This is a genomic window from Mycobacterium sp. NGS24, assembly GCF_059813065.1.
Window position 1 is genome coordinate 32,755 of record NZ_JCALDW010000018.1, and the last position, 14,638, is coordinate 47,392.

Consider the following 14,638-nt stretch of genomic DNA (forward strand, 5'->3'; position numbering starts at 1 on the left):
ACGAAGCTGACGAAAGGTCGGACACCATGGCGGGACCACTGCACGGATTGCGCGTCGTCGAGCTGGCCGGCATCGGCCCGGGCCCACACGCCTCGATGATCCTGGGCGACCTCGGTGCCGACGTAGTACGGATCAACCGCCCATCGGCGCACCCCGCTGGCGCCGTCAAAGACACCACGAATCGCAACCGGCGGATCGTCGCTGCCGACCTGAAGTCTGACGAAGGGCGCGAGCTGGTGCTCAAGCTCGTCGCGAAAGCCGATGTGCTGATCGAGGGCTACCGGCCGGGCGTCACCGAACGACTGGGTCTGGGACCCGAAGACTGCGCCAAGGTCAACGAGCGGTTGATCTACGCTCGGATGACCGGCTGGGGACAGACCGGCCCGCGCAGCCAGCAAGCCGGTCACGACATCAACTACATCTCGCTCAACGGCATCCTGCATTCGATCGGCAGGGCGGGCGAGCGGCCGGTACCCCCGTTGAACCTGGTCGGCGACTTCGGTGGCGGCTCGATGTTCTGCCTACTGGGCATCTTGTCGGCGCTGTTCGAACGACAGACCTCCGGCCAGGGTCAGGTGGTGGACGCCGCCATGATCGACGGGTCCAGCGTGCTGATCCAGATGATGTGGCAGATGCGCACCTCGGGCATGTGGACCGATACGCGCGGCACCAACATGCTCGACGGCGGGGCGCCTTACTACGACACCTACGAGTGCGCCGACGGCCGCTACGTCGCGGTGGGTTCCATCGAGCCACAGTTCTATGCGGCGCTGCTGGCCGGGCTCGGCCTGGACGCCGCCGATTTGCCCGACCAGAACGACGTCTCGCGCTGGCCGGAGCTGCGCGCAGTGCTGACCCGGACGTTTGCCGCCCACGACCGCGACCACTGGGCCAAGGTGTTCGCCGACTCCGACGCCTGCGTGACCCCGATCCTGGCGTTCGGTGAGGTCGAGACCGAGCCGCACATCACCGAACGCAACACCTTCTACGAGGTGAATAGCGGTCTGCAGCCGATGCCGGCACCACGGTTCTCCCGGACCCCGGCGGACACCCCACGCCAGGCCGAGCTGGGGGACGTCGAAGCGGTGCTGCGGGACTGGGTATAGTCCCAACCAACCAGTAGGTAGGGAAGCGGGACGGGAAGGACATACACGTGGAGATCAGGGACGCCGTCGCAGTCGTCACCGGTGGGGCATCGGGCCTGGGCCTGGCCACCACGAAGCGGTTGCTGGACGCCGGCGCGCAGGTGGTGGTGCTGGACCTGCGCGGTGAGGACGCGGTCAGCGCTCTGGGCGATCGCGCCCGCTTCGTCGCGGCCGATGTCACCGACGAATCCGCCGTCAGCGCCGCGCTGGACGTCGCCGAATCGCTCGGCACGCTGCGCATCAACGTCAACTGCGCCGGCATCGGCAATGCCATCAAGACGCTGTCCAAGGACGGACCGTTTCCGCTGGACGCGTTCAAGAAGGTGGTCGGGGTCAACCTGATCGGCACATTCAACGTGTTGCGGCTGTCCGCAGAGCGCATCGCCAAGGCCGAACCCATCGGAGAGGAGCGGGGCGTCATCATCAACACCGCCTCGGTCGCCGCGTTCGAGGGCCAGATCGGCCAAGCCGCGTACTCCGCGTCCAAGGGCGGTGTGGTCGGCATGACCCTGCCGATCGCACGCGACCTGTCGCGGGAGCTGATCCGGGTGGTCACCATCGCGCCGGGTTTGTTCAAGACGCCGCTGCTGGGGTCGCTGCCTGAGGAGGCGCAGCAATCGCTGGGCAAGCAGGTGCCGCACCCGGCCCGGTTAGGCGACCCGGACGAGTACGGTGCGCTGGCCGTGCACATCGTGGAGAACCCGATGCTCAACGGCGAGGTCATCCGGCTCGACGGTGCGATCCGGATGGCGCCGCGGTAGCCCATTCCGCGTCCGTAGCCGCCGAGGCTGTAGTGAGGGCGTAGGTTTTCGCGCTATGGCGGCCTGCGTTCAGGCTCGGCGCCACCCGTTCAGGCTCGGCGCACCGGCCCCACCCCCAGGCACGAAAAAGCCCCCCGCGCTATGCGGGGGGCTCACTTCGGGAACCGCGGTTGCTCGCCTATCGGCGGAACCAGCGGGACGCGGTCGGTTCGGCCATCAGCAGCCGTGCTATGACGCCCATACTCTCACCTCAGCTCGCGGTCGGGAGGGGTTGCCACTCTTCGAACTGCTCCGAGGTCTCGCCCTCGACAAGCATGTCGCCGTGGTAGAGGGCCTCGAAGTCAGCTTTGATGACATCGGCACTGGTGTCGTCGATCCACATGACACTGAGCGTAAGGGCGTGGATTAAGGGATCTTTGAGTCACGATTCGGAAAATGGTGGCAATTCTTACCCACGGGTAGGTTCGCCACAGCCGCGCGAGGATACCCACTACGGCACCCGATGAACCGTCGGATAGCTGCAGTCGTCGCTGGCGCCGAGTCCTATTTGACACTCGTAAGTTAACGTTGCTAAGTTTTCGCGGAGTATAGTGCGGGGTCCGGGCGGGGTGGCTTACGCAGCCACGGAGGGACATCGACATGCTCCAGGGAATCGCCCGGCTGGCCATCGCGGCACCACGACGCATCATCGGCATCGCCGTCCTGGTTTTCATCGCCGCGGCGATCTTCGGCATCCCGGTCGCGAACAGTCTGTCGCCGGGCGGCTTTCAGGACCCGAACTCCGAGTCAGCGCGCGCTATCGCGGTGCTCACCGACAAGTTCGGGCAGAGTGGCCAGCAGATGCTGATCCTGGTCACCGCCCCCGGCGGGGCTGACAGCGAGCAGGCTCGCAAGGTCGGCACGGAGATCGTCGACGAACTCAAACAATCTCCGCTGGTGTACAACGCCACGTCGCCGTGGACCGCGCCGCCCGCCGCCGCGACCGAACTGGTCAGCAAGGACGGTCGGGCAGGACTGATCGTCGTCAACCTCAAAGGCGGGGAGAACGACGCGCAGAAGAACGCCCAGACCCTCGCCGACCGCATCGTGCACGATCGCGACGGCGTCAAGGTCGAGGCCGGCGGTTCGGCGATGGAATACGCACAGATCAACAAACAGAACCAGGCCGACCTGCTGGTCATGGAGATGATCGCGATTCCGTTCAGCTTCCTGGTGCTGGTCTGGGTGTTCGGCGGACTGCTGACCGCGGCGCTGCCGATGGCCCTCGGCGCGCTGGCCGTGGTGGGGTCGATGTCGGTGCTGCGGCTGGTCACCTTCGCCACCGAGGTGTCGATCTTCGCGCTCAACCTGAGTACCGCGTTGGGCCTGGCCCTGGCCATCGACTACACGCTGTTGATCATCAGCCGATACCGCGACGAACTCGCCGACGGGTGCGACAGCGAGCAGGCGTTGATCCGCACGATGGCCACCTCCGGCCGGACCGTGATCTTCTCGGCGGTCACGGTGGCGCTGTCGATGGCGGCGACCGTGCTGTTTCCCATGTACTTCCTCAAATCCTTCGCCTACGCGGGCGTTGCGACCGTGGCCTTCGTGGCGACCGCCTCGATCGTGGTCACCCCCGCCGCCATCGTGCTGATGGGTTCGCGCATCGACGCACTCGACGTGCGACGGCTGTTGCGCCGCGTTTTCCGTCGCCCCGAACCGGTGCACAAGCCGGTCGAGCAGCTGTTCTGGTACCGGTCCAGCAAGCTGGTGATGCGCCGCTGGCTGCCACTCGGCGGCGCGGTGGTGGCATTGCTGCTGCTGCTCGGGTTGCCGTTCTTCTCGGTGAAGTGGGGTTTTCCCGACGACCGGGTATTGCCGACGTCGGCGTCGTCGCATCAGGTCGGCGACCAGTTGCGCACCAACTTCGCGCGTGATTCGGCCACCGCGGTGCCGATCGTCGTGCCCGATGCCCGCGGCCTGAATCCCGACGACCTGAGCGCCTACGCCGCGGCGCTGTCCCAGGTTCCCGACGTGGCGGCGGTAGCGGCCCCGACCGGTTCCTTCGTGGCAGGTAAACCCGCCGGCCCGCCCGGCGGCGCCACCGGGATGTCCGGCGGCAGCGCCTTGCTGACCGTGAGCAGCACCGCGCCGCTGTTCTCGCAGGCCTCCGACACCCAACTCAAACGGCTGCACCAGGTGGCCGGTCCGGGCGACCGGGTGGTCGAGATGGCCGGCGTCGCACAGATCAACCGCGACAGCGTCGACGCGGTGACCGATCGCCTGCCGTTGGTACTCGGCCTGATGGCCGGGGTCACGGTCGTGCTGCTGTTCCTGCTCACCGGCAGCGTGGTGCTACCGGTGAAAGCCCTGGTGTTGAACATGCTGTCGTTGACCGCGGCGTTCGGCGCGCTGGTGTGGATCTTCCAGGACGGTCATCTCGGCGCGCTCGGGACGACCCCCAGCGGCACCCTGGTCGCGAACATGCCGGTGCTGTTGTTCTGTATCGCATTCGGACTCTCGATGGACTACGAGGTGTTCCTGGTATCCCGGATCCGCGAATACTGGCTGGCGTCCGGGGCGGCCAGACCGGCCACGCCGACCCCCGCCGAGGCGCACGCCGCCAATGACGAGAGTGTGGCACGCGGGGTGGCCCGCACCGGCCGGGTGATCACCGCGGCGGCGCTGGTCATGTCGATGTCGTTCGCGGCGCTGATTGCCGCCCACGTGTCGTTCATGCGGATGTTCGGTCTGGGCTTGACGCTCGCCGTGATCGCCGACGCCACCCTGGTGCGAATGGTCCTCGTGCCGGCCTTCATGCATGTGATGGGCCGCTGGAACTGGTGGGCCCCCAAGCCGTTGGTGTGGCTGCACGAGCGGTTCGGGATCAGCGAAGGCGGTGCCGCCGAGCAGACCGGTGTCGCTCGGGACGCAGCGGTCGCGGACGCCGGCCCGGCCGCGGCTCAGCCCGGCAACAACGGCCGCGAGATCCATGCCTCGGTGACCCGCAATGGTTGACGTGGCGGTGGGCGGACTGCGCCGCCGGCGCGCTCCCCGCGGGCTGGGGGATCGGCTGCGCCACGAAATCCTGGCTGCGGCCACCGATCTGCTGCTCGAAACCGGCCAGGCCCGGGCGGTCTCGATCCGCTCGGTGGCCGAGCGGGTGGGCGTCACGTCGCCGTCGATCTACCTGCATTTCAAGGACAAGGACGCACTGCTGGACGCGGTGTGCGCGCACTACCTGGACCGGCTCGACGACGAGATGGCGCATGCCGTCGTCGGGCAGCCATCCGCCGTCGAGGTGCTGCGGGCGCAAGGGCGGGCCTACGTGCGGTTCGCGCTGCACACCCCGGAGCTGTACCGGTTGGCCACCATGGGTGAGTGGCGCTCGGGCAGCAACGTCGATATGGCGTTGGACAGCGCGGCGTTCAAGCACCTGCGCGCGTCGGTGCAGACGTTGATGGACGAGGGCGTGTACCGGGCCGACGATCCGACCGTGATCGCGCTGGAAATGTGGGCCGCGATGCACGGGCTGGCGGCGATCCTGATCGCCAAGCCGCATCTGCCGTTCGGTGACATCGACGCATTCGCCGACCGGGTGCTGGCCACGGTGCTGTGCGGGCATCTGGTGGCCGGGATCGTCGGCGCGGGTGCCAGCCCCCAGCAGTCGGCGGAGTGGGTGCTGGGACACCGTGCGCGGGAGCGGTCATGACGGCCGCGAAGGTGCAGAACCCGTTTTTCGCCCGGGTGTGGCCGGTGTTCGCCGCCCACGAAGCCGAAGCGGTGCGCGCGTTGCGTCGGGAGAATCTGGCCGGGCTTTCGGGCCGGGTGCTGGAAGTCGGCGCCGGCTGCGGCACGAATTTCGCCTACTATCCCGACACCGTGACCCAGGTGGTCGCCGCCGAACCCGAGCCACGGCTGGTGGCCAGGGCCCGGGCGGCGGCTGCGGATGCACCGGTCTCGGTGCTCGTCACCGATCAGACGGCCGAGGACCTCGACGACGGGCAGACGTTCGACGCGGTCGTCTGCTCGCTGGTGTTGTGCTCGGTGCACGATCAGACCGGCGTGTTGCGCCGGCTGCATTCGTTGCTGCGGCCCGGTGGGGAGCTGCGGTTCCTGGAGCACATCGCCAGTACCGGCGGCCGGGGTCGACTGCAGCGGGTCGCCGACGCGACCCTCTGGCCGAAGCTGTTCGGAAACTGTCACACCCACCGCGATACCGAGCAGGCGATCGTCGACGCCGGGTTCGAGGTGTTGACGTCGCGCCGGGAGTGGACGCTGCCGGCCTGGGCGCCGCTGCCGGTCTCGGAGTTGGCGTTGGGCCGGGCGCGGCGGGCCTGACTCATTGCGCCGAGCCTGTAGTGAGGCCGTGTTTTCGGACCCACGGACGGCCTGGGTACCGGGTCGGCGTCACCATTACAGGCTCGCCGCCCGATAGTTCAGCGCATCGCGCACTCGCGCGACGATCTGGTTCGGACTATCGGTCACTGTCACCCGAATGACGATCCAGCCGAGCCGCTCCAACGCTTCGCGGCGATGGTTGTCTCTGGTGTACTGCCAACGATCGACGCGATGATGTTCCCCGTCGTATTCAACGGCGACCATCAGGTGCTGCCAACCCATGTCGAGGTAGTACAGCTGCCCCCGGTCGGTGGTCACCGGTATCTGGGTAGTGGGACGGGGCAGGCCTGCCCGGAGTAGCAACAACCGCAGCGCGGTCTCTCGGGGCGATTGCGCACCGGCATCCACCAGCTGCATCGCCGCTTCCAGTTGCCTCAGTCCGCGGGCGCCGCGGTGCTGTTGCGCTATGGCGTCAACGTCCTCGACGGTGACGGCGGTGGCCCGCAGCAGCGCATCCAGCTGAGCTACCGCCGTGCCGAGTGGCTTGCGTCGACCGATGTCGAATGCGGTGCGTCGCGGCGTCGTGACAGCGAGCCCGGCAACCACCGAGTGGTCTTGGGGCCTAAGACGCACGTCGTAGGTGCGGATACCACGTGGTGGTCGGGTGTTTCGCCAGATCAATTCGATCGGCGATTGCTGGTCCACCCATCGCGAGCCGTGCCAGGCTGCAGCACTCAGCCCGGCCACTACGCCTCGGCGGAGCGACCACAACCATGCCGCCTCGGTACGCTGCCGCAGCGTCAACACTGCATCACGCTCGACGTAGACGTCGGGCAGCACCGCGCGATACCGAGACCGCAGTTGACACCGCCGCAGCCGGCCGGAGGCTATCGCTTCGCTGCCGATGAAGGGGGAGGATTCCGAGTTCGTCATCACGGCAGGATCACGCCTTCGAAGGACTGGTGCCTGACCGAATGAGCCCGGCGAACGCGCTGCTGTGCACCAACCTGGATCTGTGCGCAGCCGAGCCTGTAGTGAGGGCGCTATCCCGGACCAGCCGACGGCCTGAGTACAGGGTCGGCGCCTCCGGTGCAGGTTCGACGCGCCCAGGCTCTAGTTCAGCAGCGCCGGGAGGCGTTCCAGCAGCCCGGGCAGCGCCGTACTCGCCGACTCACGCAGGCTCAGGGTGGCGCTGCTGCTCAACGGTGTGGGCTCGGGGTTGACCTCGATGACCGGGGTGCCGCGCGATAAGGCCAGCTCGGGCAAGCCGGCGGCCGGGTAGACGATGGACGAGGTGCCGACGACCACCACCACGTCGGCGTTCTCGGTCGCCTCCACCGCGTGCCGCCACGGCCCCTGCGGCAGCGCCTCACCGAACCAGACGATGTCGGGCCGGATCAGCCCCCCGCAGTGGCACACCGGCGGCTCCACTTCGATCGCGGCTTCGGTCATCACCGGCAGCTGCTGCTCATACCGTGAACCACAACGCGCACAACGAAATTCGAAGAGACTGCCGTGCAGGTGGTGCACCCGGGCGCTACCGGCGCGCTCGTGCAGGTCGTCGACGTTCTGGGTGACGACGGTGACGTCGGCATGGTTCTGCCACTCCGCGATCGCCCGGTGACCGTCGTTGGGCTGGACGCCACCCACCAGGTAGTGGCGCCACAGATACCAGCCCCACACCCGCTCGGGATTACGTTCCCAGCCCTGCACGCTGGACAATTCGTACGGATCGAAGCGGGCCCACAAACCGTTCTTGTCGTCCCGGAACGTCGGCACCCCGCTCTCCGCGGAAATGCCCGCGCCGCTCAGCACCGCCACTCGCATCCCACAAACATAGCTGCGCGTGGGCAATACTGGGACTGTGGAACTGCGCGATTTGCTGAGGGTCGACGTCAAGGCAGGCAAGCCCCTGTTCGACCAGCTCAGAACCCAGGTGATCGACGGGGTCAGGGCCGGTTCGCTACCGCCGGGCACCCGGCTGCCGACCGTGCGCGAGCTGGCCGGCCAGCTCGGCGTGGCGGCCAACACCGTGGCCCGCGCCTACCGCGAACTCGAGTCCGCGGCCGTCGTCGAAACGCGCGGGCGGTTCGGCACTTTCATCTCCCGGTTCGATCCGACCGACGCCGCGATGGCCGCCGCCGCCAAAGAGTACGTCGACGTGGCCCACGCCCTGGGGCTGACCAAGAACGACGCGATGCGCTACCTCACGAACGTCCCGGACGACTGAACTCCAGCAGAGTGATGTTGGGCCGCAACGAGTCCAACAGGCCCACCCGGTAGACCGTCGACATGGCGGCATTGAGCACCCGGCCGCGCCCGGGTGGCAGCTTCACCTCATGTACCGCGCTCACCCCCGGCACCGTGTTGACCAGGTCGGCGGCCTGCGCCACCGACAGGCTGAACGGCATCTCCGGAACCTTGTAGCGCAACGACGTCCGCAGGCCCACCCGGGTGAACAGGCTGAACCAGCGCGGCGGCACATCGAAGATCAGCTGACCGCCGGGGAACCGCTTGGCGCATTCGGTGATCAGTTCCATCGACTGCTCGGGTTGCAGATACATCAGCAACCCCTCAGCGGTGACGAACACCCCGTCGGTGGGGTCCACCGCGTCCATCCAGCTGTAGTCCAACGCCGACTGAGCCAGCGCCGACACCCGCGGCGACGCCGGCAGCAGTTGCCGTCGGATATCCACGATCGGCGCCAAATCGACCGTGAGCCAACGGAATTGACTGTCAGGCAGAGCGGCTTGCAGCCGCCAGAAGCTGGTCTGTAGACCCTCGGCCAGCGCTACCACGGTGGCCGAGGGGTGGGTACTGAGATACTCCTGGGCCGCTCTGTCGAAGGCCCGCGCCCGCAGCGCGATGTCCTGGCCGGTGCGGCCGAACTTGGCGAAGTCGAAGTCGATGGAATCCGCCAGGGTCACCGCCATCGGGTCCTCGATGATGGCGTCGGGGCGGCGCGCTTCGCCGGCTCTGGCGTTCAGGGTCAGCAGCGCCGTTTCCGAGACACCGGTGAGCGTCACCTGGTGCGGCTGCTGGCTCACCTGAGCACCTTGCCCAGGGTGCGCAGATTACGGCTGGTGGTCGACGACTTGTAGCGCTTCTGGCCCATGGTCGCGCCGATGGTGCTGTCCAGGGTGCTGCCTTTGGGCACCTGCCAGTAGATGACGCCGTCGCCGCGGCTGATCTGCTCCTTCGGGACGGGCTCGAGGTCGGCGAGTTCGTCGAGGATGTCGGCGTCGCTGACGAACGTGACGTAGGACTGGTACCCGTCGCGCTCGCGTTCGAACGGGTACGCCTCGTCGATGGCGCGCACGGTGTCGATGTCGTACGCGAGCACCCACGCCTCGTACCCGAACCTCTCGCGCAGGGCGGCCTCAGCCTTCTCACGCACGGCGGCGACCCCGGCCGACGACTCCAGCAGGATGTTGCCGGTGGCCAGGATGGTTCGCACGTTCTCGAACCCGGCTTCGGTCAGGGTCGCGGCCACGTCGGCCATCTTGAGATTGACGCCGCCGACGTTGACGCCCCGCAAGAATGCCGCGTACTTGGTCATGGCTCAATTTCACCAGGCCGGTATCGGACGTAGGCTTTCGGCATGGGGCGTCAAGTCTTCGACGACAAGCTGCTTGCCGTGATCAGTTGCAATTCGATCGGGGTGCTGGCCACCATCAAACGCGACGGGCGTCCCCAGCTGTCCAACGTGCAGTACCACTTCGACCCGCGGCAGCTGCTGCTGCAGGTCTCGGTCACCGAGCCGCGGGCCAAGACGCGCAACCTGCGCCGGGACCCGCGCGCCTCGCTGTTGGTCGACGCCGACGACGGCTGGTCCTACGCCGTCGCAGAGGGCGTCGCCGAACTCACCCCGCCGGCCGCCGCGCCCGACGACGCCACGGTCGAGGCGTTGATCAGCTTGTACCGCAACATCGCCGGTGAACACCCGGACTGGGACGAATACCGCGAAACCATGGTCACCGACCGGCGGGTGCTGCTGACGTTGCCGATCTCGCACGTGTACGGGATGCCGCCCGGCAAGCGATAGGCTGCCGAGCATGGCTGAATCGCAATCCCCGGAGGACGAGACCAAGCGCAAGTTTCGGGAAGCCTTGGAACGCAAGTCCGCGAAGTCGGCGGGGGGATCTGACCACAAGGATGGCAGCGGTAAGCAGGCACGGGCGCACGGTGCCGTCGGCAATCGTCGGGAATTCCGCCGCAAGAGCGGCTAGTCAGGCTCCGCGAAAGCTGTTGTCCGACAAGATGGTCCTGGTGCACTCACGGCGGGGTCGACGTCGGATCGCGGTCAGCCTGTGGTGTTGCGCCCGTGCAGTTCTAGACTGAGCTCGTGCCGAAGCTGCAGCTTGCCCAGGAGCCGGCCGCCGACGGCCTGCTGAGCGAGAATCCCTTCGCGTTGCTCGTCGGCATGTTGCTCGATCAGCAGATTCCGCTGGAGGTCGCCTTCGCCGGACCCAAGAAGATCGCCGACCGGATGGGTGGCCTCGACGCCGCCGAGATCGCCGACTACGACCCAGACAAGTTCGCCGCGCTGTGCTCGGAAAAGCCTGCGATACACCGGTTTCCGGGTTCGATGGCAAAGCGGATCCAGACGTTGGCGCAGATCATCGTGGACCGCTACGACGGTGACGCGGCAGCGGTGTGGCAAGCCGGGGACCCCGACGGCAAGGAACTGTTGAAGCGCCTGAAGGCGCTGCCCGGTTTCGGCGAGCAGAAGGCGCGGATCTTTCTGGCGTTGCTCGGCAAGCAGTACGGCGTGACGCCGACGGGTTGGCGGGCTGCAGCGGGCGAGTACGGCAAGGCCGGCAGCCATCTGTCGGTCGCCGACATCGTCGACGCCGAGTCGCTCGGCCGGGTGCGGTCGTACAAGAAGCAGATGAAAGCTGCGGCCAAAGAGAACGCAACAGGAAAGGCGGCCAAGTGAAGACGCACATTACGTGTCCGTGCGGTGAAGCCATCGTCGGCAAGGACGAGGACGAGCTGGTGGAGTTGACCCAGGCTCACCTGGCCAGCGTGCACCCGGGGCTGGACTACGACCGCGACGCGATCTTGTTCATGGCCTACTAGCTGCAGGTCCCCGCGCCGCCTGGCGAAGGCGGTTGCGTGCTAGGGCACGACCGTAGTGCCGATGGTGGGCATGAACTGGCACTGCCGGTCTTTGGTCGTCACCTGGCCGAAGATCGTCGACATGATGCTGCCCGAACCGGTCTCGACGATCGCGGTCAGCGTCGTCGGCCCCTCACCGTTGATGTCGGTGCGCGGCTTGAGCGTGGCACTGCCGGACCTGCCGGTGGTCAGGTTGATCCAGGTGACGTTCAACGGCAGCCGCTGCACCTCGGCGGGTCCCGGGGTGCCGACCGCGGTGAAGACGTAGGCGGTCTGGCCTGCCGCCGGGCCCGGCGTCGGGATGGCGGCCGGACCGGCCACCGACAGCGCCGTGGCCAGGGCGTTCGAGCCCTCACCCAGGCAGTTGGTGCCGATCGAGGGGTACATGAAGTCCTGGGTGGGCGGGGTGTCCGGGCCGAAACCCGGCGGGGGAGCGGGGGCGCCTGCCGGGGCAGGGGCGGGTGCGGGTGTGGCCGCGGCGGCCGCCGGAGCGGCGACGGGTGCGGGTGCGGCCGCTGGTGCACTCGGTGCCGGGACCTCGGCACGGACCGGCGCAGGTCCGGGCAGCGGTGGCGACACCGGACGGGGATTGACCGGCTCGCCCACCGGTGGCGGGCCCGCGGCGTAGACGGGATCGACGCCGGCCGGCAGGTGCTGCGGGACGCCGGGCACCACCCCGGGCGCGGGGACGTGCGGCACCGGACCGGACTCGGCGGGGTTGGCCGCCGGCACGGCCGGTTCGGCCACGAACTGATGGACCGACGACGCGACGTTCTTGGACTCGGCGGGCGCCGCCGGGTTGCGGGTGAACGCCTGCGCCGCGGCCATCAACAGTTGCGTGGCTTGGGTCGGGTCGCTGGCTGCTTGCTGAATGATCGGACTCAACTGGGTTAACGCCGGCAGCCCAGGTAGCTGTTGGGCAGGGTCGGTCGGCGGTGCCGCCGGGTCGGCTGCCGCGCTCGGACTGAGTGCGAACGCGGCAGCCGATATGACGACGACTGCGGCCAAACCTCTGGACAGACTCCAAGTGCTTGCCACGGTGTTTCTCCCGGTTTTCAGTAGTTGGTCAGCCGTCGGCGGACAGGATTCAGGGCAGCGCCGCAAGCAGGGTCTGCGGACCTGCTGCCGCGGGCGCGGCGGCGGCGGGTGCCCCGGCGCCCGATAACCCCGGAATCGCTCCGCTCAGACCCGGAATCGCGCCAGCGAGTCCAGGAAGTGACGACGCCAGCCCGGGCAGCGACGCCGCGGGTGCAGCCGGAGCCGCCGCCGGAGCGCTCAAACCCGGAAGTGGCGACGTCACACCGGGGATGCCCGGCACAGCGGCCGGGGCCGGGGCGGCAGCCGCCGGCGCGGCGAGGGACGGCAGCGGCGTGTTGACGCCCGGAATGGACGGGACACTGGCCGGGGCAGGTGCCACGGGAGCAGGCGCAGCGCCGATCCCTGGGATCGGTGCATTCACCCCGGGAATCGTCGGGACCGTCCCGGGTGAGGGCGCGGCAGGTGCGGGTGCGGCCTGTGCGGGTGCGGCCTGACCCGGGATCACCGCGGGCAGGCTCAACCCGCCCGGAGCGGCGGGCGCCGGGTCCGGTGCGCGCAGCACACCCTGCGGAGCCGGCGACGTCGCCGGCGCCAACGGCGGGGTGGCGCCCAGAGCGGTGGCGAGGTTCTGCAGAATCTGCGGGGCGTTGGCGGCCGAAGCGATCAGCTGCTGAGGAATGTTGGGCGGCGCCGGCGCCGGCGCGGGGTCGGCGTGGGCGATACCGCCGGTCAGTAGTGCGGCGGACGAACCGACCAGAACGGCGGCGGCCCGTGCGTAGGTCCAAATGGATGGCATGACTCTCCCTGGTTGTCTTCAACTGGCTTCAGCAGGCCCCCGGAGGCCCCTGTGGACGAAGCTAGCCTGGTACAGAAGTGACTCAAGTGACACGTGTGGCATTTACGGGATCGTTACTGATACGAGTGGCAGCAGTGACCGGCCACCTGGGATTCGTTACGCCGCCGTGATGCAACGCGGCGCCACACCCGCAGAATGGTGCGCTGACTAAAGTCGGGCGGATAGACACCACTTCGGCCGCCCCGGCGGCAATGCCCACCAACCGGCGATGGGTCGCTTCGCTGGCACCGCTGGCGCTGATCTTCAGCGTCGGCGCGCGATTCGGCTGGACGTACCTGGCCCCGCACGGCGCGAACTTCGTCGACCTGCACGTGTACGTGGGAGGCGCCTCGGCTCTGAACCACCCCGGCACCTTGTACAGCTACGTCTACGCCGATCAGACCCCCGACTTTCCGCTGCCCTTCACCTATCCACCGTTTGCTGCGGTGGTGTTCTACCCGCTGCATGTCCTGCCGTTTGGGGTACTGGCCTTCCTGTGGCAGGCCGCGACCGTGGCGGCGCTCTATGGCGTGGTGCGGCTGAGCCAACGGTTGCTCGGGGTGGCTGCAGACCGGCGCGCGGCGATGCTGTGGACTGCGGCCGCCATCTGGATCGAGCCGCTGCGCAGCAACTTCGACTACGGGCAGATCAACGTCTTCCTGGTCCTTGCCGTGTTGTGGGCGGTGTGCACCAGCAGGTGGTGGTGGTCGGGCCTGCTGGTCGGGCTTGCGGCCGCCGTCAAGCTGACTCCCGCGGTGGCCGGGTTGTACCTGCTGGGTGCGCGTCGGTGGGCGGCGGCGCTGTTCTCGGCGATCGTTTTCCTGGCGACGGTCGGGGTGTCGCTACTGATCGTGGGCGACCAGGCCCGCTACTACTTCACCGACCTGCTGGGCGACGCGCACCGGATCGGGCCGGTCGCGACGTCGTTCAACCAGTCCTGGCGCGGCGCCATCTCGCGGATCCTGGGTTACGACGCGGGTTACGGGCCATTGGTGCTGATCGCCATCGCGGTGACGGCCCTGGTCGCGGTCCTGGCGTGGCGGGCGTTGGCGGCCGCCGACCAGCTGGGCAGGTTGCTGGTAGTGGAGATATTCGGGTTGCTGCTGTCACCGATTTCCTGGACGCACCACTGGGTCTGGCTGGTTCCGCTGATGATCTGGCTGATCCACGGGCCGCTGCGGGAACGGCCGGGGGCGAAGATCCTCGGGTGGGGCTGGCTGGTACTCACCGCGATCGGCGTGCCCTGGCTGCTGAGCTTCGCCCAGCCGACGATCTGGGTGATCAGCCGGCCGTGGTATCTGGCGTGGGCGGGCCTGGTCTACCCGGTGGCCGCGATGGTGACGCTGGTCTGGATCGCCGGGACGCGCCGCACGTCAACCGAGGCGCCCGCACCCGCGCAGCCGGGCGATCGCTGA

General features: G+C 68.2%; 18 protein-coding genes. 11 read left to right on the top strand and 7 right to left on the bottom strand.

The features are described from left to right. Positions 1-26: 26 nt before the first annotated feature. Positions 27-1,106, top strand: a complete 1,080-nt coding sequence (locus tag AC5Y6Y_RS20155) for a CaiB/BaiF CoA transferase family protein (RefSeq protein ID WP_499930164.1) — start codon at positions 27-29, stop codon at positions 1,104-1,106. 47 nt (positions 1,107-1,153) lie between these two features. Further along, on the top strand, positions 1,154-1,906 hold the full coding sequence (locus AC5Y6Y_RS20160) for a 3-hydroxyacyl-CoA dehydrogenase (RefSeq protein WP_463826766.1): 753 nt from the start codon (positions 1,154-1,156) through the stop codon (positions 1,904-1,906). Positions 1,907-2,156: 250 nt separating this feature from the next. Here the strand turns inward: AC5Y6Y_RS20160 and AC5Y6Y_RS20165 are convergent, their stop codons facing one another. Further along, positions 2,157-2,288 (bottom strand): hypothetical protein, encoded by a 132-nt coding sequence (locus AC5Y6Y_RS20165; RefSeq protein ID WP_463826765.1) that lies wholly within the window; start codon positions 2,286-2,288, stop codon positions 2,157-2,159. A gap of 257 nt (positions 2,289-2,545) precedes the next feature. Here AC5Y6Y_RS20165 and AC5Y6Y_RS20170 point away from each other — a divergent pair, with 257 nt between their 5' ends. From AC5Y6Y_RS20170 to AC5Y6Y_RS20180, 3 genes are read left to right on the top strand one after another with little or no spacing between them, the layout of a single operon-like run. Then, a complete protein-coding gene (locus AC5Y6Y_RS20170) occupies positions 2,546-4,906 on the top strand; it encodes an MMPL family transporter (protein WP_499930165.1) in 2,361 nt (786 codons plus the stop codon). Beyond that, positions 4,899-5,600: a TetR/AcrR family transcriptional regulator gene (locus AC5Y6Y_RS20175; RefSeq protein ID WP_499930166.1), complete on the top strand. Its 702-nt coding sequence runs from the start codon at positions 4,899-4,901 to the stop codon at positions 5,598-5,600. The genes AC5Y6Y_RS20170 and AC5Y6Y_RS20175 overlap by 8 nt, the downstream gene beginning before the upstream one ends. Beyond that, a complete protein-coding gene (locus AC5Y6Y_RS20180; protein WP_499930167.1) occupies positions 5,597-6,229 on the top strand; it encodes a class I SAM-dependent methyltransferase in 633 nt (210 codons plus the stop codon). Before AC5Y6Y_RS20175 ends, AC5Y6Y_RS20180 begins: the two co-directional genes overlap by 4 nt. Before the next feature lie 75 nt (positions 6,230-6,304). On the opposite strand, the gene AC5Y6Y_RS20185 is transcribed toward AC5Y6Y_RS20180, so the two are convergent. Then, positions 6,305-7,162 carry an endonuclease domain-containing protein gene (locus tag AC5Y6Y_RS20185; protein ID WP_499930168.1) on the bottom strand — a complete coding sequence of 286 codons (858 nt, stop codon included), beginning with the start codon at positions 7,160-7,162 and terminating at the stop codon, positions 6,305-6,307. Positions 7,163-7,342: 180 nt separating this feature from the next. Then, the gene (locus AC5Y6Y_RS20190) at positions 7,343-8,056 is read right to left on the bottom strand and encodes an NAD-dependent deacylase (protein WP_499930169.1); all 714 of its coding nucleotides are present in this window, start codon (positions 8,054-8,056) and stop codon (positions 7,343-7,345) included. A 37-nt stretch (positions 8,057-8,093) separates the two neighbouring features. Between AC5Y6Y_RS20190 and AC5Y6Y_RS20195 the strand changes: the two genes are divergently transcribed. After that, positions 8,094-8,459: an Rv1152 family transcriptional regulator gene (locus tag AC5Y6Y_RS20195; RefSeq protein WP_463826759.1), complete on the top strand. Its 366-nt coding sequence runs from the start codon at positions 8,094-8,096 to the stop codon at positions 8,457-8,459. Here the strand turns inward: AC5Y6Y_RS20195 and AC5Y6Y_RS20200 are convergent. Together AC5Y6Y_RS20200 and AC5Y6Y_RS20205 are read right to left on the bottom strand one after the other, a co-directional pair. After that, positions 8,437-9,276 (bottom strand): class I SAM-dependent methyltransferase, encoded by an 840-nt coding sequence (locus tag AC5Y6Y_RS20200; protein WP_499930170.1) that lies wholly within the window; start codon positions 9,274-9,276, stop codon positions 8,437-8,439. The genes AC5Y6Y_RS20195 and AC5Y6Y_RS20200 overlap by 23 nt on opposite strands. Continuing rightward, on the bottom strand, positions 9,273-9,788 hold the full coding sequence (locus tag AC5Y6Y_RS20205) for a DUF1697 domain-containing protein (RefSeq protein ID WP_463826757.1): 516 nt from the start codon (positions 9,786-9,788) through the stop codon (positions 9,273-9,275). Before AC5Y6Y_RS20205 ends, AC5Y6Y_RS20200 begins: the two co-directional genes overlap by 4 nt. 42 nt (positions 9,789-9,830) lie before the next feature. On the opposite strand from AC5Y6Y_RS20205, the gene AC5Y6Y_RS20210 reads away from it, so the two are divergent. The 4 genes from AC5Y6Y_RS20210 to AC5Y6Y_RS20225 all read left to right on the top strand — a co-directional run bounded on the left by AC5Y6Y_RS20210 (position 9,831) and on the right by AC5Y6Y_RS20225 (position 11,311). After that, positions 9,831-10,274: a PPOX class F420-dependent oxidoreductase gene (locus AC5Y6Y_RS20210; RefSeq protein WP_463826756.1), complete on the top strand. Its 444-nt coding sequence runs from the start codon at positions 9,831-9,833 to the stop codon at positions 10,272-10,274. Positions 10,275-10,284: 10 nt separating this feature from the next. After that, positions 10,285-10,458 carry a DUF5302 domain-containing protein gene (locus tag AC5Y6Y_RS20215; protein ID WP_463826755.1) on the top strand — a complete coding sequence of 58 codons (174 nt, stop codon included), beginning with the start codon at positions 10,285-10,287 and terminating at the stop codon, positions 10,456-10,458. Positions 10,459-10,574: 116 nt separating this feature from the next. Beyond that, positions 10,575-11,168, top strand: coding sequence for an HhH-GPD-type base excision DNA repair protein (locus tag AC5Y6Y_RS20220; protein ID WP_499926794.1), 594 nt, complete (start codon positions 10,575-10,577; stop codon positions 11,166-11,168). Further along, the gene (locus AC5Y6Y_RS20225; protein ID WP_063892814.1) at positions 11,165-11,311 is read left to right on the top strand and encodes a hypothetical protein; all 147 of its coding nucleotides are present in this window, start codon (positions 11,165-11,167) and stop codon (positions 11,309-11,311) included. Before AC5Y6Y_RS20220 ends, AC5Y6Y_RS20225 begins: the two co-directional genes overlap by 4 nt. 39 nt (positions 11,312-11,350) lie before the next feature. On the opposite strand, the gene AC5Y6Y_RS20230 is transcribed toward AC5Y6Y_RS20225, so the two are convergent. Continuing rightward, complete coding sequence (locus AC5Y6Y_RS20230) at positions 11,351-12,388, bottom strand: Rv1157c family protein (protein WP_499930171.1); 1,038 nt, start codon at positions 12,386-12,388, stop codon at positions 11,351-11,353. Between the two features lie 49 nt (positions 12,389-12,437). Then, positions 12,438-13,184: a hypothetical protein gene (locus tag AC5Y6Y_RS20235; RefSeq protein ID WP_463826752.1), complete on the bottom strand. Its 747-nt coding sequence runs from the start codon at positions 13,182-13,184 to the stop codon at positions 12,438-12,440. 203 nt (positions 13,185-13,387) lie between these two features. Between AC5Y6Y_RS20235 and AC5Y6Y_RS20240 the strand changes: the two genes are divergently transcribed. Further along, positions 13,388-14,638: a mannosyltransferase gene (locus AC5Y6Y_RS20240; RefSeq protein ID WP_499930199.1), complete on the top strand. Its 1,251-nt coding sequence runs from the start codon at positions 13,388-13,390 to the stop codon at positions 14,636-14,638.